Annotated in this window: 27 protein-coding genes; 16 read left to right on the top strand and 11 right to left on the bottom strand. The window is 72.3% G+C overall.

The genetic code is table 11. The annotated features are described in order from the left end of the window. Positions 1 to 230: 230 nt before the first annotated feature. From MID12_RS24985 to MID12_RS24955, 7 genes are all read left to right on the top strand, one after another. Complete coding sequence (locus MID12_RS24985) at positions 231 to 1598, top strand: ATP-grasp domain-containing protein (RefSeq protein ID WP_040254112.1); 1368 nt, start codon at positions 231 to 233, stop codon at positions 1596 to 1598. Further along, on the top strand, positions 1595 to 2899 hold the full coding sequence (locus MID12_RS24980) for a diaminopimelate decarboxylase (RefSeq protein ID WP_263170874.1): 1305 nt from the start codon (positions 1595 to 1597) through the stop codon (positions 2897 to 2899). The genes MID12_RS24985 and MID12_RS24980 overlap by 4 nt, the downstream gene beginning before the upstream one ends. A 115-nt stretch (positions 2900 to 3014) precedes the next feature. Beyond that, a complete protein-coding gene (locus MID12_RS24975; protein WP_040254110.1) occupies positions 3015 to 3296 on the top strand; it encodes a phosphopantetheine-binding protein in 282 nt (93 codons plus the stop codon). Positions 3297 to 3309: 13 nt separating this feature from the next. Next, positions 3310 to 4128, top strand: a complete 819-nt coding sequence (locus MID12_RS24970; RefSeq protein ID WP_040254108.1) for a hypothetical protein — start codon at positions 3310 to 3312, stop codon at positions 4126 to 4128. Continuing rightward, positions 4125 to 5270, top strand: coding sequence for a 4'-phosphopantetheinyl transferase superfamily protein (locus MID12_RS24965; protein ID WP_263170870.1), 1146 nt, complete (start codon positions 4125 to 4127; stop codon positions 5268 to 5270). Before MID12_RS24970 ends, MID12_RS24965 begins: the two co-directional genes overlap by 4 nt. Positions 5271 to 5352: 82 nt before the next feature. Next, a complete protein-coding gene (locus MID12_RS24960) occupies positions 5353 to 6819 on the top strand; it encodes an MFS transporter (RefSeq protein ID WP_263170869.1) in 1467 nt (488 codons plus the stop codon). Continuing rightward, the gene (locus MID12_RS24955) at positions 6816 to 7787 is read left to right on the top strand and encodes a 3-oxoacyl-[acyl-carrier-protein] synthase III C-terminal domain-containing protein (RefSeq protein WP_263170868.1); all 972 of its coding nucleotides are present in this window, start codon (positions 6816 to 6818) and stop codon (positions 7785 to 7787) included. Before MID12_RS24960 ends, MID12_RS24955 begins: the two co-directional genes overlap by 4 nt. Positions 7788 to 7966: 179 nt before the next feature. On the opposite strand, the gene MID12_RS24950 is transcribed toward MID12_RS24955, so the two are convergent. Beyond that, the gene (locus MID12_RS24950) at positions 7967 to 8347 is read right to left on the bottom strand and encodes a VOC family protein (RefSeq protein WP_040254104.1); all 381 of its coding nucleotides are present in this window, start codon (positions 8345 to 8347) and stop codon (positions 7967 to 7969) included. A 250-nt stretch (positions 8348 to 8597) separates the two neighbouring features. Continuing rightward, positions 8598 to 9365: an SDR family oxidoreductase gene (locus MID12_RS24945; protein ID WP_263170866.1), complete on the bottom strand. Its 768-nt coding sequence runs from the start codon at positions 9363 to 9365 to the stop codon at positions 8598 to 8600. Between the two features lie 244 nt (positions 9366 to 9609). Between MID12_RS24945 and MID12_RS24940 the strand changes: the two genes are divergently transcribed. Next, a complete protein-coding gene (locus tag MID12_RS24940; protein ID WP_263170865.1) occupies positions 9610 to 10710 on the top strand; it encodes a PQQ-dependent sugar dehydrogenase in 1101 nt (366 codons plus the stop codon). 69 nt (positions 10711 to 10779) lie between these two features. Here the strand turns inward: MID12_RS24940 and MID12_RS24935 are convergent, their stop codons facing one another. Genes MID12_RS24935 through MID12_RS24915 form a run of 5 tightly spaced genes read right to left on the bottom strand, consistent with a single transcriptional unit; the run spans position 10780 to position 15401 of the window. Continuing rightward, on the bottom strand, positions 10780 to 11463 hold the full coding sequence (locus MID12_RS24935; RefSeq protein ID WP_040254101.1) for a histidine phosphatase family protein: 684 nt from the start codon (positions 11461 to 11463) through the stop codon (positions 10780 to 10782). Next, positions 11460 to 12551: a phosphotransferase family protein gene (locus MID12_RS24930; protein ID WP_040254093.1), complete on the bottom strand. Its 1092-nt coding sequence runs from the start codon at positions 12549 to 12551 to the stop codon at positions 11460 to 11462. The genes MID12_RS24935 and MID12_RS24930 overlap by 4 nt, the downstream gene beginning before the upstream one ends. Then, the gene (locus MID12_RS24925; protein ID WP_263170863.1) at positions 12548 to 13297 is read right to left on the bottom strand and encodes an SDR family oxidoreductase; all 750 of its coding nucleotides are present in this window, start codon (positions 13295 to 13297) and stop codon (positions 12548 to 12550) included. The genes MID12_RS24930 and MID12_RS24925 overlap by 4 nt, the downstream gene beginning before the upstream one ends. Next, positions 13294 to 14145, bottom strand: a complete 852-nt coding sequence (locus MID12_RS24920) for an SDR family NAD(P)-dependent oxidoreductase (RefSeq protein ID WP_040254089.1) — start codon at positions 14143 to 14145, stop codon at positions 13294 to 13296. The genes MID12_RS24925 and MID12_RS24920 overlap by 4 nt, the downstream gene beginning before the upstream one ends. Then, a complete protein-coding gene (locus MID12_RS24915; RefSeq protein WP_040254087.1) occupies positions 14142 to 15401 on the bottom strand; it encodes an acyl-CoA dehydrogenase family protein in 1260 nt (419 codons plus the stop codon). Before MID12_RS24915 ends, MID12_RS24920 begins: the two co-directional genes overlap by 4 nt. A gap of 40 nt (positions 15402 to 15441) precedes the next feature. Between MID12_RS24915 and MID12_RS24910 the strand changes: the two genes are divergently transcribed. After that, positions 15442 to 16113, top strand: a complete 672-nt coding sequence (locus tag MID12_RS24910; protein ID WP_205616945.1) for a TetR/AcrR family transcriptional regulator — start codon at positions 15442 to 15444, stop codon at positions 16111 to 16113. Here the strand turns inward: MID12_RS24910 and MID12_RS24905 are convergent. Next, on the bottom strand, positions 16110 to 16523 hold the full coding sequence (locus MID12_RS24905) for a hypothetical protein (RefSeq protein WP_411577004.1): 414 nt from the start codon (positions 16521 to 16523) through the stop codon (positions 16110 to 16112). The two genes, MID12_RS24910 and MID12_RS24905, sit on opposite strands and share 4 nt — an antisense overlap. Beyond that, positions 16520 to 16792: a hypothetical protein gene (locus MID12_RS24900; protein WP_411577003.1), complete on the bottom strand. Its 273-nt coding sequence runs from the start codon at positions 16790 to 16792 to the stop codon at positions 16520 to 16522. The genes MID12_RS24905 and MID12_RS24900 overlap by 4 nt, the downstream gene beginning before the upstream one ends. A gap of 104 nt (positions 16793 to 16896) precedes the next feature. On the opposite strand from MID12_RS24900, the gene MID12_RS24895 reads away from it, so the two are divergent. Then, entirely contained in the window at positions 16897 to 17727 is an 831-nt protein-coding gene (locus MID12_RS24895; RefSeq protein ID WP_263173444.1) for a helix-turn-helix domain-containing protein, read from the top strand. Beyond that, positions 17724 to 17933 carry a DUF397 domain-containing protein gene (locus MID12_RS24890; protein ID WP_263170857.1) on the top strand — a complete coding sequence of 70 codons (210 nt, stop codon included), beginning with the start codon at positions 17724 to 17726 and terminating at the stop codon, positions 17931 to 17933. Before MID12_RS24895 ends, MID12_RS24890 begins: the two co-directional genes overlap by 4 nt. An 87-nt stretch (positions 17934 to 18020) precedes the next feature. Here the strand turns inward: MID12_RS24890 and MID12_RS24885 are convergent, their stop codons facing one another. Together MID12_RS24885 and MID12_RS24880 are read right to left on the bottom strand one after the other, a co-directional pair. Continuing rightward, the gene (locus tag MID12_RS24885; RefSeq protein ID WP_263170856.1) at positions 18021 to 19661 is read right to left on the bottom strand and encodes an alkaline phosphatase D family protein; all 1641 of its coding nucleotides are present in this window, start codon (positions 19659 to 19661) and stop codon (positions 18021 to 18023) included. A gap of 224 nt (positions 19662 to 19885) precedes the next feature. Further along, on the bottom strand, positions 19886 to 20209 hold the full coding sequence (locus tag MID12_RS24880; RefSeq protein WP_040254073.1) for a nuclear transport factor 2 family protein: 324 nt from the start codon (positions 20207 to 20209) through the stop codon (positions 19886 to 19888). Between the two features lie 402 nt (positions 20210 to 20611). Here MID12_RS24880 and MID12_RS24875 point away from each other — a divergent pair, with 402 nt between their 5' ends. The 5 genes from MID12_RS24875 to MID12_RS24855 all read left to right on the top strand — a co-directional run bounded on the left by MID12_RS24875 (position 20612) and on the right by MID12_RS24855 (position 22930). Continuing rightward, entirely contained in the window at positions 20612 to 21181 is a 570-nt protein-coding gene (locus tag MID12_RS24875; protein WP_040254071.1) for a DoxX family protein, read from the top strand. A gap of 67 nt (positions 21182 to 21248) precedes the next feature. Then, positions 21249 to 21716 carry a MazG-like family protein gene (locus tag MID12_RS24870; RefSeq protein WP_263170853.1) on the top strand — a complete coding sequence of 156 codons (468 nt, stop codon included), beginning with the start codon at positions 21249 to 21251 and terminating at the stop codon, positions 21714 to 21716. 37 nt (positions 21717 to 21753) lie between these two features. Next, positions 21754 to 22362 carry a helix-turn-helix domain-containing protein gene (locus MID12_RS24865; RefSeq protein ID WP_040254069.1) on the top strand — a complete coding sequence of 203 codons (609 nt, stop codon included), beginning with the start codon at positions 21754 to 21756 and terminating at the stop codon, positions 22360 to 22362. A 14-nt stretch (positions 22363 to 22376) separates the two neighbouring features. Further along, positions 22377 to 22559, top strand: coding sequence for a DUF6126 family protein (locus tag MID12_RS24860; RefSeq protein ID WP_263170851.1), 183 nt, complete (start codon positions 22377 to 22379; stop codon positions 22557 to 22559). 191 nt (positions 22560 to 22750) lie between these two features. After that, positions 22751 to 22930, top strand: coding sequence for a hypothetical protein (locus MID12_RS24855; RefSeq protein ID WP_040258293.1), 180 nt, complete (start codon positions 22751 to 22753; stop codon positions 22928 to 22930). Position 22931 lies beyond the last annotated feature (1 nt).

Below are 22931 nucleotides of genomic sequence, written 5' to 3'. Positions count from 1 at the left end.
TCCGGCGGTGCGGAAGGTGCTGCGGCTCACCGCACGAGACATTCCGATACCCCCGTGGCACATCCCCGTTTTCGCTTTCCCGTCCGGCGGCTCCCGGACCTTCAGGGAGCTACCCGGACCGGAACACCGACATTCTCCGCGGAGGATCACTTCACCAACGTGGCTCATTTTATGGCCAGTTCGCGTCGGCAGAACAAGGGACGCCAAGAGGAATGAGGACTTCTTCACCCATGTCCAGCTATCTGCGCACCATGAAAGAGAGCGTTTCCGGAGACCCGAATGCTGTTTTCGTCTTCCTCTGCAACTTCGAGGTGGAACGGCGCTGGGCGCAGAGCTACACCGGCCTGCCGGGCCCGCAGGTCTCCGGCAGCGACGAGACCGTGCAGCGCCTGGAGGAACTCGGCGCGCTGCTCGGCGCCGAGGGCGACTACCTGCTGCTGCGGAGCCCGCTCGATCCCGGCTTCCGCGCCTACGCCGAGGGCCTCGGGCTCGCACCGCCGACCGAACTCGTCCCGGAGAACTGCCCGGAGGGGGCGAGCACCAGCGCCGCGGTGCTCGGCTCGCCGGTGCTGCTCGACCGGCTGCGCGCACTCGGGCGGGCCGGGGCCTATCTGATGCCGATGGGCACCTCCGCCGACGAGCAGAAGATCGCCGAGACCACCGGACTGCGCCTGGCCGGGGCCGACGCGGACCGGGCGGAGAAGGTCAACAGCAAGATCTACAGCCGCCGGATCACCGAGCAGCTCGGCCTGCGCACCATCCCCGGCGCCTGCTGCGAGAGCGTCGGCGAGCTGGCCCGCGCCCTGGACACCGGGCTCGCCGCCTCCCCCGCCGTCATCGTCAAGGAGGCCTACGGGGTCTCCGGGCGCGGCCTGATCGTGCTGCGCGGCCGCACCCAGGCGGACCGGCTGCTCCGCATGGTCCGCCGCCGCGCCGAGCGCACCGGCTCGGACCGCCTCGATGTCGTCGTCGAGCACTTCCTGCCGAAGCGGGCCGATCTCAACTACCAGTTCACCGTCGGCCGGGACGGCGGCGTCCACTTCGACTTCGTCAAGGAGGCGCTCACCGAGAACGGCATCCACAAGGGCCATCTGATGCCCGCCCGGCTCGACCGTCAGCAGATCGCGGACCTGGAGAAAACCTCCCTCGCGCTCGGCCGCCGGCTGTTTGAGGACGGATTCTTCGGGGTCGTCGGAGTGGACGCCCTTCTCGGCGAGGACTCACTGGTCTATCCGGTCCTGGAGATCAACGCCCGGCTGAACATGTCGAGTTATCAGGGCCGCGCCACCGAGGCGCTGTCCCGGCCGGGCGGCATGGTCCTCGCAAAGCACTATCCGCTGCGTCTCGAACGCCCGCTGGCCTTCACGGAAATCCACGAAGCACTACAGGGTTTCCACGAAACCGATACCGAAGGCACCGGAATTCTCCTCACCTGCTTCGCCACCGTCAACGCTCAGGCCGCCTCCGCGACCGGTCCCTTCGACGGCCGCCTCTACACCCTGCTGTTCGCACCCGACCGGGAACGGCTCGGAAAACTCGACCACGACGTGACCGAACGGCTCGACGCCCTCACCACGCGGAAAGGAAACCCCCGATGAGCCAGGAAGAATACGTACCCGGAAGCCCGGGCGACGAGGCGGAAAGGAGCTTCCAGGGAATTCCCGTCTCGGCGATCGCCGAGGAGTTCGGCACCCCCGCCTACGTCTACGACTCCGCGGTGCTGCGCGAGGGCTACACGCAGCTGCGCGGGCTGCTCCCGGCGGCCGTCGACATCTTCTACTCGCTCAAGGCCAACCCCAACATCAGCATCTGCGGCGTCCTGAACCGCCTCGGCGCGGGCGCCGAGATCTCCTCCCTCGTCGAGCTGCGCACCGCCCTGCGGGCCGGGGTCTTACCGCGGGACATCATCTTCCTCGGCCCCGGCAAGACCACCGCCGAGCTCGAAGCCTGCCTGGACGCCGGGATCCACGCCGTGGTCTGCGAGTCCCTGGAGGAGCTGCGGCTGCTCGACCGGCTCGCCGCGGACCGCGGGCTCGCCGGGGTGGGCGCGATGCTGCGGGTGAACCCCGAGTTCCACACCAAGGGCTCAGGGCTCGCCATGGGCGGCAAGCCCCGCCAGTTCGGTATCGACACGGCCCTGCTGCGCGCCGCCGCCCCCACCCTGGCCGGACTGCGGGCGGTACGGGTGCGCGGACTGCACGCCTATATGGGCACCCGCTTCCTCAACCACGCGGACGTGGTGCACAACACCGCCGAGATCCTGCGCACCTCCGAGGAGCTCGCCCGGGAGCTGGGCATCACCCTGGACACCCTGGACTTCGGCGGCGGTCTCGGCATCGCCTACTTCGACAACGAGAAGGACCTCGACGTCGAGGCGCTCGCCGCCGGGCTGCGGGAGGTCGTCGAGCCCTTCGCCGCCCGCTTCCCCGACTGCCGGCTGATCATGGAGCTGGGCCGCTTCCTGACCGCGCCCGCCGGTACGTACGTCACCCGCGCCCTGTATGTGAAGGAGTCGATGGGCGAGCAGTTCGTGGTCGCGGACGGCGGCACCAACCACCACATGGCCGCGGTCGGCATCGGCAGCTTCGTCAAGCGCAACTTCCCCATCGCCTCGCTGACCCGCTACCACGCCGCCGCCACCGAGGAGTACACCCTCGCCGGACCGCTCTGCACCCCCAACGACGTCATCGGCAAGCGCGTGGCCCTGCCGCCGGTCCGGGCCGGTGACCTGATCGGCGTGGAGCGCTCCGGCGCCTACGGGCCCAGCGCCTCCCCGGTCAACTTCCTCAGCCACGGCCACCCCGCCGAGGTCCTGGTCCACGAGGGCCGCGCCCAGCTGATCCGGCGCCGCGCCACCGTCGACGACCTCCTGGAACCGCAGCGGCTCATCGACCTGTGAGGACGCCGCAGCCCTGAACTCCCGTACCGGGCAACCGAGTCGGCCCTGCCCGCACCGCACCACCCGTACCGCACCCGCCCGTTCACCGCACCCACACCACAGGAGCACCCGCATCATGCAGCGCAACGAGGCCGTCACCGCCATCGAGTCCGCCCTCACCGAGGTCCTCGAACGCGAGGTCAGCGGCACCGAGGAGAGCGCCCGGCTCTTCGAGGACCTGCACCTGGACTCCACCTCCGTACTCGAACTGCTCATGTCCCTGGAGGACCTGGTCGGCATCGAGGTGGACCCCGACGAGCTGGACGCCGACGACTTCCGCACCGTCGGCACCCTCACCGACTTCCTCCTCACCGCCAAGGGCAGCCCGGCCGGCGAGCCGCTCGCCGCGCGCGGCTGAGCGGGGCCCCGGCATGCCCCACCTCACCGCCACCCGGCACCTCGTCTCCCCGCCGCCCGGGCCGCCGCCCGAGATCCCCTACCTCGTCCGGTACCACCAGGACCTGGTCCGGCCGTTCGGGGCGGAGGTCGACCCCGCACGCTGGTCGGCGGGCCCCCAGGTCGGCTTCCCGCAGCTGGTCGACCACCTGCTCGCGGCAGCGGACGGCGAGAAGCTGGACCCCGACCTGATCGTGCTCGCCTACGCCCTGCCCGATCTGCACCCCTTCGTGACCACCGCCTCCTACCTCAACCACCGCCTCGGCAACCGGGCCCGCAGCTTCGCGGTCTCCGAACAGGGCCTGCTCGCCCCGTTCACCGCGCTGCGGATCGCCGCGGCCCACCAGCGCGGCGGACGCGGCACCCGCGCCCTGATCGCGGTCCTCGAACAGACCTCGCTGCCGGTGTACGACCCGCTGGCGCACGACAGCGGGCTCGTCGACTCCGCGGTCCTGCTGGCCGTGGACGCCGAGGGGGACGGGCACCCGCGGGTACTGCGCAGCGGCACCGAGGGCCAGCACCTCGGCGGGCTCGGCGCGGTCCTCGCGGAGGCACCGGCCGGGGCCCGGCTCCTGGTCACCGGCGCCCGCACCGAGGTGCCCGAGACCCCGGGCGTGGACGTCCACCGGGCCCGCCCCGACACGTACTGCACCGGCGTCTGGCTGGAGCTCAGCCGCCGCCTGCCCGAGTGGCGCGAGCGGTACGACACCCTGGTCCTGCACGACGCCGACCCCCGCTCGGGCGCCCGCGCCACCGCCGTACTCGACCTGACCGGCACCGGAGGACCGGCATGACCCAGGCCCCGCCCCTACGCCGGGTCCGCGAGGCGGGCGCCGCGCCGGGACCGCCGCCCGCCGTCCCGGCGCCGAGCCTCGGCACCGACCTGCTCCGGCTCGACGAGGTCGACGCCCTGCTGCGGCGGCCGTGGCTGACCCGCTTCCTGTACGCCGAGTCCGAACTCGCCCTGGCCGCGGGCCTCGGACCGGCGCGCAGGCGGGAGTTTCTCGCGGGCCGCTTCGCCGCGAAGGAGGCCGTGCTGAAGGTCCTGGACTGCGGGCTCTTCGGTCCGGTGCGGCCACGCCACATCGCGGTGGACCGCGCCGCCTCGGGCCGCCCGCTGCTCCGGCTGACCGGCAGCGCGGAGGCGCGGCGCCGTGAACTCGGCCTGGGGACACTGTCCCTGAGCATCAGTCACAAACAGGACCTGGTCTTCGCCGTCGCCCTCGCCGTCCCCGTTCCCGCCGCCCCCGTCCCCGATCCCGTTCCCGTTCCCGCAGACGGCGGTCGGCCGAAACCACCGGACTCGCGGGACCAGCAGGAGCAGCAGGACCCGCTCGATCAACTCGACCCGCTCGACCACCTCGACCACCTCGATCGGGCCGATGAACTCGATCAGCTCGATCAGTTCGATCAGTTCGATCAGCCGGAAGGGAGCACCCCCCTCGTGACCACCGCCCGCACCCCCGCCCCGCCGACTCCCCCGCCCGCCGCGCCCGCGCCCGCTCCCGCGAGCGAGTCGGACGCCACCGACGAGGCCGGGCCGAGCGTCACCCTGCGGGTGCGCATCGGTGCCGGTGAGGCGCACTACGGTGGTGAACTCGTGGCGGGAGCACGGGTGTTGGAGCTGTTCGGCGATGTGGCGACCTATCTGACCATCCGCACCGACGGCGACGAGGGGCTGCTGACCGGATACAGCAGCGTCGACTTCACCGCCCCCGTGCGCGCCGGGGACTTCCTGGAGGTCACCGGCACCGTGCGGCACCGCGGACGGCTGCGCCGCACCATCGCCTTCGAGGCGCGCAAGGTGGTCGCCGCCCGCTACGAGGAGGGCGCCAGCAGCGCCGTCGTCCTCACCGAACCCCAGGTGGTCTGCCGGGCCACCGGGACGAGCGTCGTCCCGGTGGCGAAGGCCAGGGCCGCCCGACGAGCCGGATGACCCGGCGGCCCGGCCCGCGCCCGCGCGGCGGGGGCCGGGGCGCCCGTGGTCGTCCCCGCCACCGGCCGATCAGGAAGCACTGATGGACAAGCTCGACACCACCGCACCCGACACCCCCACCGAGACCCCCGACCCCGCGACCACCGGCCCCGGCCCCGCACCGCCCGCACCCGCATCCGCCGCCAACAGCCCCCGCCCGCGCGGCACTTCACGCCTGCCCTGGGTGTGGATCGTGCTCGGGGTGTCCTTCCTCGCGCTCACCGGCGCCTCCGGCTTCCGCGCCGTACCCGGCGTCATGATGGACCCCCTGCACGCCGAGTTCGGCTGGAGCCACGCCTCCATCGCCACCGCGGCCTCCGTCAACATGGTGCTCTACGGGGCCGTCTCCCCGTTCGCCGCCTCCTGGATGGAGAAGTACGGCATCCGGCCGGTGGTCAGCACCTCCCTGCTGCTCATCGCGGTCGGCAGCGCCCTGCCCACCGCCATGGGCGCACCCTGGCAACTCACCCTGTACTGGGGCGTGTTGGTGGGCACCGGCAGCGGGGCGGTCGCGCTGGCCTTCGTCGGGACCGTCACCAACCGGTGGTTCGCCAAGCACCGCGGCCTTGTCACCGGGGTGCTGACCGCCGGGAGCACCGCGGGGCAGCTGGTCTTCATGCCGCTGCTGGCCTGGCTGGTGGAGCACACCGGCTGGCGGCTCGCCTCCTTCACGGTGGCCGCGGCCGCCATCGGGGTCATCCCGCTGGTCCTCTTCCTGCTGCGGGAGCACCCCCGGGACGTCGGCCAGCGCCCCTTCGGCGCATCCGAGGAAGAAGCGGAGGCCGATGCGGTCGGCACGGCCGAGGCGAAGGGCCCCGAAGTCGCCCCCGACCAGGCCGACTTCAACCCCCTGGGCGTCACGGGCCCCTTCCAGGTGCTGTGGCGGGCCGGGCGCGGGCGGGCCTTCTGGATGCTCTTCGGCGGCTTCGCGATCTGCGGCGCCACCACCACCGGCCTGGTGCAGACCCACTTCATCCCGGCCGCGGGCGACCACATGATGCCCCAGACCACGGCCGCCGGACTGCTCGCCATGGCGGGCATCTTCGACCTGATCGGCACCGTCGCCTCGGGCTGGCTCACCGACCGCTTCAACCCCCGGGTCCTGCTCTTCGTCTACTACGGGCTGCGCGGCGGCTCGCTGCTCGTCCTGCCCTCGCTCTTCGACCGCAGCGCGACCCCCAGCATGCTCCTCTTCGCGATCTTCTACGGGCTCGACTGGGTGGCCACCGTCCCGCCGACGCTCGCCCTGTGCCAGGAGCGCTACGGCGCCGCCTCCGCGGTCGTCTTCGGCTGGCTGTGGACCGCGCACCAGGTCGGCGCGGGCGCCGCGGCGATCCTCGCGGGCGCGGTCCGCGACGAGCTGGGCGACTACGCCTCGGCCTGGTACGGCGCCGGAGCCCTGTGCCTGCTCGCCGCCGTGATGGCGCTGGCCATCGGGCGCCGGACCCCGACTATCCCCGACCACGGCGGGCCGGGCACCGGCGCGCCGACCGCCAAGGAGACCGTGTGAACCGCATCGCCACCGTGGCAGCCGTCGCATCCTTCCTGCCCGAACGCTCGTACGCCATCGAGGAGTTGGCCGAGCCGCTCGGCCTCAAGCGCGCCCAGGTGCGGCTGCTCCGGAAGGTGCACGGGCTGCGCCGGCTGCGCCTGGATCCGGACGGCGGGCTCCTCGACCTGGTGCTGCCCGCCGCCCGCCGCCTGGTCGCCCAGGTGCCGGACCCCACCGACATCCGCTATCTGCTCTACGTGCACTCCACCCAGGAGGTCACCCCCTCCCACCTGGACGCGGCCTCGCTGATCCGGGACGCGCTCGGCCTGGAGCACGCCGCCTCCTTCGCCCTCACCCAGCAGAACTGCGCCACCGGCCTGGCCGCGATCGACCTGGCCGGACTGCTGCTCGACGACGACGGCGACCCCTACGCCCGCGCCCTCGTCGTCACCGGCGACAAGGCCTTCACCCCCGGCAACCAACTCCTCTACAACAGCGGGGCGTTGATGGGCGAGGCCGCCGCCGCCCTGCTCATCGCCCCGCAGGAGGTGCCCGGCGACCGCGTCCTCTCGTACGCCACCAGGACCATGGGCCAGTACGCCGCCGGGGTCCTGATGTCCGTCGAGCAGTCCCGGGAGTACGGGAGGGACGGGGCCCGCGCGCTCGCCGAGGTGGTGCGGGAGGCGGTGGAGGAGGCCGGGCTCACCCTCGCCGACATCCACCGGGTGATCCCGCACAACGCCCCGATGAACGAGACCGTCGCCCTGCTCGGCATCGACCCGGACATGGTCTATCTGGACCAACTCCCCGAGTACAGCCACTGCTTCGCCTCGGACGTCTTCGTCAACCACACCGAACTGCGCGCCGCCGGCGGCCTGGAGCGCGGCCGCCACTACGTGTACGTCGCCTCCGGACTCGGCGCCACCTACTCGGCGATGGTCTTCCAGCACGGCGCCGAGGCCCTGCGCCCGGCCGCGGTGGCCTGAGCCTGCGGTACCCGGAACCGCCCGAACCCGTAACCGCCCCGCGTGCCCGGCACCCCCGGCCGGGCGCGCGAAACCGGCCGCCCGCCTCCTCGGGTTCTTCGAGGAGGCGGGCGGCAGGACGCGGGGACGGACGGCCGATCACGACCGCCCGGGGGCGGACGCGTCACCGGCGAGGAGCCTCAGAGCGGCGCGAGACGGGTCCTGAGCAGGCAGAACTCATTGCCCTCGGGGTCGGCGAGGACATGCCAGGACTCCTCGCCGGTCTGGCCGACGTCGGCCCGGCGCGCACCGAGCTTCAGGAGGCGTTCCAGCTCGGCGTCCTGATCGCGGTCGGTGGCGTTGACGTCGATGTGCAGCCGGGGCTTCCCGGGCTCCGGCTCGTCCCTGCGGCTGAGGACGATCGTCGGCTGCGGGCCGCCGAAGCCCTCGCGCGGGCCGATCTCCAGGCTGCCGTCCTCCTCGCGGTCGAGCACCACGAAGTCGAGCACCTCGCACCAGAACCGCGCGAGGAGCTCGGGATCGCGGCAACCGAGGATGAGCTCACTGATGCGGCATGCCATGGACGGACCTTCTCTCACCGTGGGGACTGCCGGGGCGCCCGCGCACAGCTCTCCGGGGCTCCCAGCAGCGAGGAAACTCCCGCGACGGTACCCGGCGGGGCGAGCGGTGACGAGTGATTTCCGTCCCTCCCGGAGCCGGTCCACCGGGCAAGGGCGAGGGACCGCGCCACCGGCTGCGCGCCCCGCCCCGCGAGCGGCCGTCAACTCCGCTCGCCCATACGGAACTTGACGCCCACCGCCCCGCCCCGGCTCAGCGGATCTGCTCGGTCGGCCGTACGAGGATCTCGTTCACCGCGGCGTGGCGGGGCCGGGTCACCATGAAGACGACGGCGGCGGCCACGTCCTCCGGCTGGAGGAAGCCGTAGCCGCTCGGGCTGCCCGCGTCGGGGGCGTACTTCCGGCGGGCGGTGGTCAACTCGGTGACCACGATGCCGGGTTCGACCAGCCCGGCCCGCACGTGCTCGGGGGCGAACTCCTGCCGCAGGGCCTCGGTGAAGGCGCCGACGGCGTGCTTGGTCGCCGCGTAGACATTGCTGTACGGGCCGGGCACCCGGCGCCCGCCGACCGAGCTGACGGTCACCAGGTCGGCGACGCCCCGCTCGCCCCCGGCGGCCCGCACCAGGTGGGGCAGCGCGGCGTGGGCGGTGTTGAGCACGCCGTTGACGTTGACCTCGACCATGGTGTGCCAGTCGCTCAACTCGGCTTCCAGGGCGGGGCTCCAGACGCCGGTCCCGGCGTTGTTGACCAGGATGTCGATGCCGCCGCCGTCCTCGGCCGCCGCGTCGACCGCGGCCCGTACCGCCTCGGCGTCGGTGACATCGGCCTCGTAGGCGCGGACCCGGCCGCCCTCGCGGGCGTTGAGGGTCTCGGCGAGGCGGGTCAGCCGGTCGTGGCGGCGGGCGAGCAGGGCGACGTCCGCGCCCTCGGCGGCGAGCGCCTCCGCGGTCGCGGCGCCGATGCCGCTGGAGGCGCCGGTGACCACGGCGAGGGAACCGTTCAGCGGGGAGCCGTTCAGCATGTGCGGTGCCGATCTGTCGTAGGGCCGCGACGGCCGGGCGGCCGCCCCACGGCAAGGGTTCCACGGGCGGCGCGCACCGGGCCGGTCGCCGCGCCGGACGAATATCCGCTCCCGGCCCTGTACCCGGGGCCCCGGCTCACGCACCCTGAATCAGGGGCAACTCCCCTTTCGCAACACGGTGTTGCTCGCCGACGGCCGCCTCACCGGCCACCCCCACACCAGCAGCTCACCCCCAAGGAGCGACATGTCCGTACCCGCACGTACCAGGAAGAGGGCCGTGCTGGCCGCCGTCTCGACGGCGCTGCTCGCGGCGGCCGGTCTCGGCGCGACCGGTGCCGCCGCCGCACCGCCCGCCGGGGCCGCCGGTGAACCGACCGAGGTCAGCACCCTGTCCACCGGCTGGTCGATCCCCTGGGGCGTCTCCTGGCTGCCCGACGCCTCGGCGGCCCTGGTCACCGAACGCGACTCCTTCGGCCTCTTCTCGGTGACGCCCGACGGCACCCGCACCGAGCTGGGCACCGTCCCCGAGTCCGAGACCACCGGCGGCGAGGGCGGCCTGATGGGCGTGGCCGTCGACCCGGAGTGGGAGACCAACCACCGGGTCTACGTCATGCACACCTCCTCCGAGGGCAACCGGATCGCCCGGATGACCTGGGACGGCTCCTCGCTCGGCGGGTACACGGTGCTGCTCGACGGCATCGCCAAGAACCGCTACCACAACGGCGGCCGGCTCGCCTTCGGCCCGGACGGCTACCTCTACGCCACCACCGGCGACGCCCAGGACTCCGCCCTCGCCCAGGACGAGGACTCCCTCAACGGGAAGATCCTGCGGATGACCACGGACGGCGAGCCCGCCCCGGACAACCCCTTCGGCAACCACGTCTACAGCCTCGGCCACCGCAATCCGCAGGGCATCGCCTTCGACGCCCAAGGCAGGCTCTGGGAGGCGGAGTTGGGCGAGAACACCCATGACGAGCTGAACCTGATCAAGCCCGGCGCCAACTACGGCTGGCCGCAGTGCGAGGGCGACTGCGAGGAGCCGGGGACGACTGGCCCGAAGTACACCTGGAGCACCGCGGAGGCCTCCCCGAGCGGGATCGCCGTCGTCGACAACGCTGTCTACATGGCCTCGCTGCGCGGCGAACGGCTCTGGCGGATCCCGCTGGACGAGAACAGCGAGGAGGTCGGCGAGGCGAAGGCCTTCTACGTCGGCACCTACGGGCGGCTGCGCTCGGCCACCAAGGTGCCGGGCGCCGAGGAGCTGTGGCTGTCCACCACCAACGCGGACGGCAACGGCGGTCAGCCGCCCGGCTCGGACACCCTGCTGCGGGTCGCGATCGGCTGAACGGGGCCGAGTCGGTCCGTCCCGGGCCCGCCGCCCTGTCGGCGAGCGGGCCCGGGGCGGCCGCGGGCCTCAGCGGTACGTCAGCAACTCCCGCTCGTGCTCCAGGTGTTCGTGCGCGTTGAAGGAGACGCAGGTCATCCCGCGGCTGCCCGAGACCACCTTGGTGACCGCGGAGTTGGCCATCACCGGGTTCAGGCGTCCCCACAGCGAGTCGTCCCCGGCGAGCAGCCGGGAGACCACGGTGGCCAGCGGCCCGCCGGAGGTGACCACGAGCACGGTGCCCGGCAGCCGCGCGGCCCGGCCGAGCGCCGCCTCGACCCGGCTGCCGAAGGCCCGGAAGGATTCCGCGTACTCGCCCTCGTGGGCGCCCGCGCGCCAGCGGTCGGTGGCCTCCTCGAAGAGCGCCTGGAAGGCCCGCCCGGGGTGCTCGGCGGCGGCGAGGTGACTCGCGAGGACGGACCGGTCCCGGAACTCGGGCCGCAGCACCTCCAGTACCCCGTCACCGTCGAACTCGTCCCAGTCCGCGTCCACTTGGGTGGGCGGCAGCTGCCATCCCGCGCCGTCGAGCAGCCCCGCCACGGTCTGCTCGTGCCGCTTCATGCCGCCGCGCAGCACCGCCGCGGGGGTGATCCCCCGGCGGGCGAGGGCGGCCCCGAGCAGCCGGGACTGCTCGTGCCCGGTCTCGGAGAGCGCGTCGTAGTCGGCCGCGCCGAAGGAGGCCTGCCCGTGCCGTACGAGCAGCAGGACGCTCACCGGCCCGCCCTCTTGATGATCTTCAGGCAGCGGCGTTCCAGCATCCGGGTGGCCAGCCAGAGGTTGCGGAAGGCCGGGTTGGTGGTCTGCTTGCGGTGGTAGCGGTAGTAGATCTGCTGGCAGATGACCGCGAGCCGGAAGAGGCCGAAGACCTCGTAGAAGGCCCACTGCCGGTCGGTGACCTCAAGACCGGAGCGCTCGGTGTAGTAGCGCACCACCTCCGCGCGGGTCAGCATCCCGGGCAGATGCGTGGGCTGCCTGCGGAACTGCTGGAACAGGCGGGAGTCGTCGGCCTGCACCCAGTAGGCCAGCGCCCCGCCGAGGTCCATCAGCGGGTCGCCGAGGGTGGCCATCTCCCAGTCGAGCAGACCGGCCGGGCGGGTGGGGTCCTCCTCGCTGAGCACGACGTTGTCGAGGCGGAAGTCGTTGTGGATCAGGCAGATCCGGCGGTCGGCGGGCTGGTGGGCGTCCAGCCAGGCCATCACCTTCTCGAAGGAGCCGACGTTCCAGGTCTTCGCCTTGCGGTAGCGCCCCGACCAGCCCGCCACCTGGCGGCCCACATAGCCCTCGCCCTTGCCGAGGTCCGCGAGCCCCGCCTCGGCCGGGTCGACGGAGTGCAGGTCGACCAGGAGGTCGATGACATTGGTGCACAACCGCCGGACCTGCTCGGGGCTCAACTCCAGGCCGCGCGGCAGCTCTTTGCGCGGAATGGGCCCGGCGAGCCGCTGCATCACATAGAAGTCCGAGCCGATCACCGACTCGTCCTGGCAGAAGGCCACCATCCGCGGGACGTGCGGGAAGACCCCGGCGAGCTGCGACTGGATGCGGAACTCGCGGCCCATGTCGTGGGCGCTCCTGGCCTTCTGGCCCCGGGGCGGGCGCCGCAGGATCAGGTCCCGCTCCGGATAGCGCAGCAGATAGGTGAGGTTGGAGGCGCCGCCGCTGAACTGCCGTACCTCCGGGGTCCCTTCGAGCCCGGTGGTGTCCTCGGCGTGTGCGCGCAGCCACGCGGCCACCGCCTGGACGTCGAAGGCGTCCTCGCCGCGGACCTCACCGGCACCGGAAACCCTTGCGCGGGCCTCGGTCATACGAGCCTCCTCACCACCGACAGCGGCAGCAGCTTCATGGCCGTGGCGATCGGTACCCAGGGCCAGACGGGGACATACGCCTTGGCCTTGCGCTTCTCGATCGCGGCGACCATGGCCCTGACCCCGCTGGCGGTGTCCACCATGAACCTGGTCTTCTGCTGGACGTGGGCGTTCATCTCGGAGCGGATGTAGCCCGGGTAGACCACCGAGACGTCCACGCCCGGCACCCGCTCCGAGCGCAGCCCCTCGGCCATCGCGGCGACTCCGGCCTTGGTCGCCGCGTAGGTGGTCATCGCCTTGCGCATGCCGCGCAGCGCGGAGACCGAGGAGATCATCACCAGATGGCCGTGCCCCTGGCGGCGGAAGATCTCCATCGCGGCCTCCGACTGGGCGAGCGCGCCGACGAAGTTGGTCATCGCGGTCTGCCGGTTGGCGTCGTGGCGCCCGGTGCCGTACGCCGCGCCCTTGCCGAGCCCGGCGTTGACGATCACCCGCTCCACGGTGCCGAACTCGGCGGCGAACTCACCGAAGACGGTGAACACCGCCTCGCCGTCGGTGACATCGAGCGCCTTGAGCGCCACCGTGCGCTCCGGGTGCCGCGCGGTGATCTCCTCGCGCAGCGCCTCCAGGCGTTCGGTCCGCCGCGCGCAGAGCGCCAAGTCCCAGCCGAGCGCGGCGAACTGACGGGCCATCTCCTCCCCGAGCCCCGAACTCGCCCCGGTGATCAGTACCGTTCGCCTGCTCATCGCTCGCCCTCTGCCGCCGCGGGCGCCGACTCCCTTGCGCGGGCGGCCTGTTCACGGTCCGCCTGCTCACCGCCGCGGCGCAGCTTCTCCCCGAAGGCGAGCATCTGCCGTACGTACAGCGGCGCGAGGAAGCGCTTCGCCCGATAGGCGCGGCGGCCCGCCTTGTCGGTGAGGATCAGCGGGGTGCGCCGGTCGACGGCCTTGACCACGATCGCCGCGATCTCCTCCGCGCCCAGCCGCGACCTCTCGATCAGCTTGCGGGCGACCGACTGCATCATCGGGTCGCTGCCGCGCATCGAGGACGCCAGGTTCGTACGGAAGAAGGAGGGGCAGACCACCGAGACCGCGATCCCGAAGGGCTCCAGCTCGAAGCGGAGCGTCTCGCTGAGCGCGACCACCGCCGACTTCACCGCGTTGTACGAACTCATCGCGGGCGGATGCACCAGCCCCGCCATGGACGCGGTGTTCACGATGTGCCCGGAGCCCTGCTCCTTGAAGAGCGGGGTGAAGGTACGGCAGCCGCGGACCACGCCGAAGAGGTTGATCTCGGTGATCCAGCGCCACTCGTCGAGGTCGAGCAGTTCGATCCGCCCGCCCGCGGCCACCCCCGCGTTGTTGACCAGGAGATCGAGCCCGCCGAACTCGGTCACGACCCGCTCCCGGGCCGCGTCCCAGTCCTCCTGCGAGGTGACGTCGAGCCGCACGTACGAGGCGGAGGGCGGGAGTTGGGCGGGCGGCTCGGCGCCGATGTCGGTGACGAGGACCCGGTCGCCGCGGGCCGCGAAGGCGGCGGCGAGGGCGGCGCCGAGCCCGGAGGCACCGCCGGTGACCAGTACCCGGCGGCTCATCGCTTGGCCCCGTACTTGCCGAGCTCCAGGCGGGCGATCATGCCGCGGTGCACCTCGTCGGGGCCGTCGGCGAGCCGCAGGGCGCGGGCGTTGGTCCAGGCCGCGGCGAGCGGGAAGTCGTCGGAGAGGCCGCCGCCGCCGTGGATCTGCATGGCGAAGTCGATCACCTGCTGGGCCATGTTGGGCGCCGCCACCTTGATCTGGCTGACCTCGCTCAGCGCGTGCAGCGGACCGCCGGTGTCCAGTTTCCAGGCCGCGTGGAGGACCAGGAGGCGGGTGGAGTCGATGGCGATCCGGGCCTCGGCGACGCGTTCGCGGTTGCCGCCGAGGTTGATCAGCGGCTTGCCGAAGCCGATCCGGGAGAGCCCGCGCTCACAGGCGAGTTCGAGGGCCTTCTCGGCGAGGCCGATGAGCCGCATGCAGTGGTGCACCCGGCCCGGGCCGAGCCGCCCCTGCGCGATGGAGAAGGCCTCGCCGGGGCCGGAGATGATGTTCGCCACCGGCACCCGGACGTCGGTGAAGCTGACCTCGCCGTGCCCGTGCGGCTCGTCGTGGATGCCCATGGTCGGCAGCAGCCGCTCGATCTTGACGCCCGGGGTGTCCCGGGGCACCAGGACCATGGTGTGCCGGTGGTGCCGGTCGGCGTCCGGGTCGGTCAGGCCCATCACGATGAAGATCTTGCAGTCCGGGTGGCCGACACCGGTGGACCACCACTTGCGCCCGTTGATGACGACCTCGTCGCCCTCGACCACGGCCCGCAGCTCCATATTGGTCGCGTCCGAGGAGGCCACCCCCGGCTCGGTCATGCAGAAGGCGCTGCGGATCCGGGCGTCGAGCAGCGGGTCGAGCCACTCGTCGCGCTGGTCCTGGTTGCCGTACTTCAGGAGCACTTCCATGTTGCCGGTGTCCGGCGCGTTGCAGTTGAAGATGTGCGGGGCGAGGAAGGAGCGGCCGGTCAGCTCGGCGATCGGCGCGTAGTCGGTGTTGCTGAGCCCGGCGCCGCCGAGGGTGCCGTACTTCTCGGCGTAGGGGCCCTCGTGCCCGGCGGGCAGGAAGAGGTTCCACAGGCCCTGCGCCCGGGCCTTGGCCCGCAGCTCCTCGATCAGCGGCAGCGGCTCCCAGGGGTCGCCCGCGCCCGCCCGGCGCGCGGCCACCTCCCGGTGGTAGCCCTCCTCGACCGGGTCGATCTCCGTCTCGATGAATGTGCGCACGCGCTCGATCAGGTCGGCGGCGCGGGCTGAGGGTGCGAAGTCCATACCGTTGACGGTAGAGGGTTACTAAGCAATGCTCAATAGTATGAGCGAAGGATCACCGCCCGGAGGGTCGTCTTCCGAGGGGGCACCGGGAGCCGCCGGGGCCGCGCCGGAGGGCCCGGCCCGCAAGCCGCGCACCCGGATGACGCCCAAGGAGCGCCGCCGCCAGCTGGTCGGCATCGGGCTGCGCAAGCTCGTCGAGCGGCCGATCCACGAGCTGTCCATCGACGAGGTGGCCCAGGAGGCGGGCATCTCCCGCGGCCTGCTCTTCCACCACTTCCCGAACAAGACCGCCTTCTACGACGAGGTGGTCGCCGCCGCGGGCCGCCGCGTGATGCGCAACACCGCCCCCGACGAGGGCCTCGCCCCCGAGCCCGCCCTGGAGCAGTTCGTCCGCCGCTATCTCGCGCAGATCGCCCGCCGCCGGGACTTCTACCTCGCCCTCGTCTTCGGCCGCGGCGCCGTCGCCCTCGGCGGCGAACGCGTGGAGAGCCTGCGCACCGCCATCGCCCAGCGCACCCTGACCCTCCTCGGCCTGGACGAGTCCGCCCTCCCGGTCGCCCACGCCTGGGCCGCCTACGCCGAGGACCGCGCGCTCCAGTGGTCGGGACGGCCCGCCGGCGAACGCGCACGCACCGAGGACGAGGAAGTGACGCACTGCGTACGGGCGTTGGGGGCACTGCTGGGTCTGGAGCAGACGGACCCGGCGGACTAGCCCGGACCGCTCTCGCCCCGATGGCGGTACAAGTGCGGGTAGAGCCGGGCCAGTTCGGCTCCCAGCGCTTCCATGGTGGGGTCCACCACCTGCCAGGCGTGACCGGAGGGGTGCCCGGCGAACAGCCAGCAGGCGTCGCCCCGGTCGTCGGTCGCGGGGCACCAGGGCAGCCCGGTCAGGGTCGCGACGCTCCCGCTCTCGCCCCAACGGACCCAGATGCCCTCGCTGTTCAGGTCGTCGTCCCAGAGCATCTGCGCGTGGTCCCCGGCATGCCCCTCGCCGAGTTCGCAGAGGACGTGGCCGTCCTGCATCGGGAACCCGGGAACGGCGAACCGGGCGAGGTGCTCGGGAGCCGGCAGCAGGGCCACCGCGGTGCACTGGGCCACGGTGGGCTTCCGGCAGCAGGTCACAGGCGCTCACCTCGGCTGCGCGCGTTGGCGTAGGCGGTCCTGGCCCGTAACTCCTGCCCCCGGGTGGCCCGTTGGACCTGAGTGGGCTCGACCGTCCACTCGATCCCGCCCCCGATCGGCCGCAGCGACCACAGCCCGCACCACTCACCCCGGAACTCACCGATCCGCCCCCGCGCATCCACCAGGAGCGCGCCGAGCGCCGGAAGGCCGGGGGGATTCTGAGGCTTCTGCGGTTCCCGCGGTTCCGGGGGCACGCATTCTCCGGGCACGGCGACTCCTCTCCGTAGCAATTCGACTACCGATGGCGGTCAGCGTGGCTTAGGATCGGACGGTCTTCAACGTGTACGGCTTGCACGGAGAGTTGGTGCGGTGACTGGTGAACCGGAAAGAGCTGGACCCCGAGAAATCACCGAGCGCGCGGTTCGGACAACGACTTCGCATGTTGAGAGATGAACGAGGCTGGACGCAGGACGATCTGGCCGAGCGGATGGGGTACTCCGGAACGCACATTTCCGCCGTGGAAACTGGTCGGCGGCCTCCAACTCCCCACTTCGCGAACAGTGCTGACAGGGCGTTCGGAACCGGAGACACGTTCGAGCGCCAGGGGCGGGCGGCACGGAACAGTGCCTTGCTGGAAGGCTTCCCGGAGTTCGTCGCGCAGGAGGTGCGCGCGGCGGAGATCAGGCTCTTCGAAGTCGGCATCATCCCGGGACTGCTCCAGACACCGGAGTACGCCGAGGCCATCGCCGCAGGCGCCGTACGGCGGGGAGCGATCACGGAACAGCAGGCAGAGGAGCGGCTGACGCTGCTCGCGAAACGGCAGGCGTCCTTGGAGCGGACTCCGGCACCTCGGATCTACGCGGTTCTCGATGAGAGCTGCCTTCGGCGAACCGTGGGCGGGGCCGAAGTGATGGCGGCACAACTGGACAGGCTTGCCGCTTTCGCCGAACTGCCCTCCACCGTCATCCAGGTGGCTCCGTACGAATTGGGTGAACGGCGAGCCTTCGATCTACCGGTGCACCTGCTGACCATGCCGGACCGCTCGATCATGGCCTACGCCGAGTCCGCTCAGCGCGGCCAACTGGAGCGGGAAACCAATTCCGTGGTGCCCCTGATGACGGCCTACCATCAGTTGCAGGCCGAAGCACTCTCTCAGGCGGCCTCCGTAGACATGATCAAGCAGTTACGAAGGGGCACCCCGTGACGACCGAAACCCCCCGTTGGTTCACGTCCTCCTACAGCAGCAACGGCGGCGCCTGCGTCGAGGTCGCCACCAACCTCAGCGCGACCCACGGGCACATCCCCGTACGCGACTCCAAGAACCCGACCGGCCCCGTCCTCGACGTCCCCACCGGCGCCTTCGCCTCCTTCGTGACCGGCGTCAAGGGCGGGGAGTTCGACCTCGTCTGAGCCCGGCCGTGCAGCGATGCCAGAGCCCCGTCGCGCCTGAACTCGTAGGCGTGACGGGGCTCTTGGTGTCTCGGCGGCGGCCGGGAGCTATGCGGGCTTCAGGCCGGGGGCGCCCGCCTCGGTGACGAAGGAGGCCGCGGTGGTGACGGGGGCGCCGGGGGTGGTGACGTGGCTGACGGTGTGGAAGTCGGCGCGGGCGCGGTCGGTGTCGAGGGCGACGGTGACGTAGCCGCGGCGGCCGTTGAAGTGCTTCAGGTGCGGGTTGGCCTTCATGTACGTGTCCCAGGTGTCCGGCTTCTCGGCGCCGTCCTTGCCGCTGGCGATGGAGGTGGTGACGATCTCGGTGCCGAGGTTGCGGGAGTCCGGGTCGGCGAAGTCCTTCTTGATGTCGAAGGCGTAGCTGACGTGGACGTCGCCGGTGAGGACGAGCAGGTTCTCCACCCCGGCGGCCTCGGCGCCCGCGAGGACCCGGTCCCGGGAGGCGGAGTAGCCGTCCCAGGAGTCCATGCTCAGCTTGGCCTGGGAGTTGAGGTCGAGCCTGCGCTCGGAGAAGGTGACCTGCTGCGGGACGACGTTCCACAGCGCCCCGGAGGTGCGGAAGCCGTCGGTGAGCCAGCGCTCCTGGGTGGCGCCGGTGATGGTCCGCTTCGGGTCGGTGGACTCGGGGCCCGGTACGTGCGCGGTGTCCCCGTAGGCCTGGTCGGAGCGGTACTGGCGGGTGTCCAGGATGTCGAACTGCGCCAACTGCCCCCAGTGCAGGCGGCGGTAGAGCCGGCAGTCGATACCGCTGGGGAGCTGGGCGCGGCGCAGCGGCTGGTTCTCCCAGTAGGCGCGGTAGGCGGCGGCGCGGCGGATCAGGAAGGGGTCGACCGGCTGGTCCTTCTCCGGGATCTCGTCCGCGTAGTTGTTCTCGGTCTCGTGGTCGTCCCAGGTGACCACCCACGGGTGCGCGGCGTGCGCGGCCCGCAGGTCGGGGTCGCTCTTGTAGAGGGCGTACCGCAGCCGGTAGTCCTCAAGGGTCTCGGTCTCCTTGTCGAAGAGCGCGGGCAGCTTCCGGTCGGTGTACTTGCGGGCGCCGCCGACCGCGTCCACCGCGTACTCGTAGAGGTAGTCACCGAGGTGGAAGACGACGTCCAGGTCCTCGGCGGCCAGGTGCTTGTACGCGGTGAAGTAGCCGTCGTGGTACGCCTGGCAGGAGACCGCGGCCAGGGTGAGCGCGGCGGTCGAGGAGGCCGCCGGGGCGGTGCGGGTGCGGCCGGTCTCGCTGACCCAACTCCCGGTGCGGAAGCGGTAGTAGTAGACCCGCCCCGCCTGAAGGCCCGTCACCTCGACGTGTACGGAGTGGTGGTACTCGGGATGCGCGGTGACCGAGCCCTTGCGCGCGACCCGGCGGAACTTCTCGTCGTGCGCCAACTCCCACTGCACGGTGAGGCGCCCAGCGGGCAGCCCGCTGTCGGCCTGGAAGGGTTTGGGGGCGAGCCGGGTCCACAGCAGGACGGAGCCGGGCAGCGGGTCTCCGGAGGCGACGCCGAGCGTGAAGGGGTTGTCGGTGATCCTGCGCGCGTCGTACTCGCGTGCGCTCGCGGCACCGGCCAGCGGGATGTTGGTGGCGAAGGCGAGCGCGGCGGCGGCACCGGTGGCGGTGAGGAAGCGGCGGCGCCCGAAGTGCCGGGCGGCTTCGACGAGTTCGGAGGTGTGCGAAGGAGTCTGACGGCGTGCGGAGGTCATCTGGCTCTCCCCTGACGGTGACGGTCAGGGGAATTGCAGTGCCGCAGAACGGCCGAGGACTGTCACGTACACGACTGCCCGATGTCGGTGGGATGAGGTCCGTATGGCCGGGCAAGGGCCGCGCGCATGGACGGTGAACGCGCGGCAAACCCTTGCACCGTGAGCGAGTTGGCGGCCCGTCCCGCGCGCCCCCGGCCGGTGGGCAGGGGCGCGGGGCGGACGGATCAGGCCTGGCCCGTCTCGAAGCGGGTGATCTTGCCGTCGTCGACGAAGAAGGTCCACTTGGTGCGCATCTCGCCGTAGGTGTCGTTGCGGTAGACGGCGGTGAGGCTGCGGCCGTTCTGCGCCTCGCGGTCCACGTCCATGTGCCCGTGGCTGGCGAAGATCTCCCGGTCGCACCATTCGGCGAGGTCGCGGTCGGAGCCGTCGTCGGACATGGTGGCCCCCGGTGCGAGCGCCGCCTCGAAGGCCTCGCGGTCGTGGGCGTTCACCGCGGACACGAAGGCGCGCACGGCGGGGTCGCTGAGCCTGGTCACCTGAATCGGCATGTTCGTCTGCTTTCCCGGCACCGGGCCTGCGCGGCCCGGCGACCGTACGGAGGAGTTCCGGCCGCCGGTCCGCCGCGCGGGGCGCCGGACACAGGGCGGCAGCGGCGTCGCGGCACGCGCACCGCCGCCGGCCCGGGGCACGGGCCCCGGCGCGCTCAGCCAAACACCGGCCGCCCGGGGCCGCCACGCGAGCGGGCAGGCGGGGTACGCAGGCGGGGGCCGGCACCGGCCGCCGCAGATCCGTACGGACGTGCCGAATCATCGGCCTGTCGACACATGCACACGCCCCGGCCCGGCCACTCGATCGGACGCGAGAGCGGTCGCCGGGAGCGGGGCGGTGCGAGGGTGGAGAAGGCGTGCCCCGGGAGCGAGGCGCGTCCCCCGGAGCGAGGAGCCCCCATCGTGAGCTGCTACGACCGCAAGGATCTGGGCCTTCTGCTGCTGCGCCTGGGCGCGGGCGGCGTCCTGGCGGCGCACGGCGCGCAGAAGCTCCTCGGCTGGTTCGGCGGCGGAGGCATCGCCGGGACCAGCGCCTTCATGGAGTCCATCGGCTACCGCCCGGCCAAGGCCAGCGCGATCGCCGCGGGCACCGGGGAGATGAGCAGCGGCGTACTGCTCGCCCTCGGGCTCGCGACCCCCATGGCGGGCGGCATCGCGGTAGGCACCATGGCGGGCGCCTCGGCGGCGCACGCGCCCCAGGGCTTCTGGTCGCAGTCCGGCGGTTACGAGTACCCGGTGGCCCTGGGCCTGATCGGCGCGAGCCTGGCCGCGGCGGGCCCCGGCCGCCTCTCGCTGGACGAGGCGCTCGGCGACCGGCTCAACCGGACGTGGATGGTCCCGGTGGCGCTCGCCACCGCGCTGGCCGGAGCCGCGGCGGTGATCGGCGCACGCGAGCGGCGGCTGCGGGACGAGGAGCAGGACGGGGAGCCGGACGGGGACGAGGCCGAGGACGAGGCGGCCGGGCTGGCCTGAGCGACGGCACCACGTCAGCCCGGCTCCGCAACTCCTGCTCACCCCGCGGGAGTTCTACGCTCTCGCCATGGACCAAGGGCAGCCGCAGCACTCTCCTCCCCCGCCGCACCCCGCACCGGGAGGGCCACCCGCCGGGCCCGCCCCGGCCGCGTCCGGGCACTGGGGGACCGTCGACGCGCTGCACGCCTGGCTGGAGGAGAGCAACCGGCGGCCACCCGCGGAGACCCTGCTGCTGCGGGTCTTGAAGCTCTCCGAGGAGGTCGGCGAGGTCGCCCAGGCCGTGATCGGCGCCACCGGCCAGAACCCGCGCAAGGGGCGCTCGCACTCCTGGGCGGACGTGGAGGCGGAACTCTGCGATGTGATCATCACCGCGATGGTCGCCCTGCGCACCCTGTCCCCCGAGGCCCGGCACCTCTTCGACGCGCACCTGGCGCGGGTCGCGGAACGCTCACTCTCCGCCACCGGGCCCGCGTCCACGACCGCCCCGGCTCCCGCGCCCGCCCCGGCCACAGAAATTGCCCCGGAGGCAAATTAGTTGCCCCTCGGGCGATCCGGTGCTTCGCTCAGGAGTCATGGAACCCGCATTCTCCGCCGCAGGCGACCTGTCCGGCGTGGCCGCGCGGTTGCGTGAGCGGCGGCGTGCGGCCGGGCTCACCCTGGAGGCCGCGTCCGCCCGGGCCGAGCTCTCCCCCGCCCACCTCTCACGCCTGGAGACGGGACAGCGCCAGCCCTCGCTCCCGGTGCTGCTGAACCTCGCCCGCTCCTACGGTACGACCGTCTCCGACCTCCTCGGCGAGACCCCCGCCGAGCACAGCCCCGTACTGCGGGCCGCGGACGCCGAGGCCACCGACACCGGCGGCTGGACCTACCGGCGGGCCGGGAACCCGTCGGGCGCGCTCCAGGCACTGCGGGTGCGCGTCTCCCCGCGGGCGCAGCGCGGGCTGGTGCGGGTGCACCCCGGCGAGGAGTGGCTCTACGTGCTCTCCGGCCAACTCGCGCTGGCCGTGGGCGAACGCACCTACACCCTCGGCCCCGGCGACTCGGCGCACTTCGACTCCCTGGTGCCGCACCGCATCGCCACGGCCACCGAGGAGGCGGTCGAGATGCTCTTCGTCCACACCCTGCTGCGCAGCAACGCGACCGAGGTGTGCCTGGGCGGCACCACCCTCCGCACCCCCTGAAAGGCGGCCCCGCCATGCCCGAAGCCGAGCCCTCCCCCGCGCCCGCCGCTCCCTCCCCCGCGGCCGGCCCCGCGCCCGCCCGCCACCGGGAGGCGAAGTTCCCCCGCGCGCACGCCTTCCGGCTCTTCGTCTACCTCGCCGGAGGCCATCTCTTCGCCGCCTTCCTGTGGCTGCTCTTCGCGCTGGGCGGCAAGTGAGCCCGGGCGTACGGCCCGGTGGCGTACGGCCCAGCTGCGTACGGACGGGAACGTACGGCCCGGAGAGGTGCGGGGCGTACGAGGCGGAGGGGTACGGGAGGGGCGTATTCCCGGAGCGGCGGAAAGTGACCTTGGACTCCTCGGCCGAGAATCGGCTGTCCCCCAAGCGCCTCGGGGCATATTCTCTTCACATGTCCTCCACCTCCTCGGCCTCAGGAAAAACCCGTCCGGCAGACGTCGTGAACGAGGAGATCCGCGCCCTGTGGATGCGGGCGGAGGGCCAGTTGACGGTGGAACAGCGCCAGCAGTACCAGGAGCTGGTGACCGAGTGGGCCGAGGCCGTACGTGAGGAAATCGTAAAGGCGGCCTGAG

It is taken from the genome of Streptomyces sp. SCSIO ZS0520, assembly GCF_025643355.1.
Lineage (GTDB): Bacteria > Actinomycetota > Actinomycetes > Streptomycetales > Streptomycetaceae > Streptomyces > Streptomyces physcomitrii.
The sequence above is the reverse complement of the archived record's forward strand: the minus strand, read 5'-3'. Positions and strand labels throughout refer to the sequence as shown.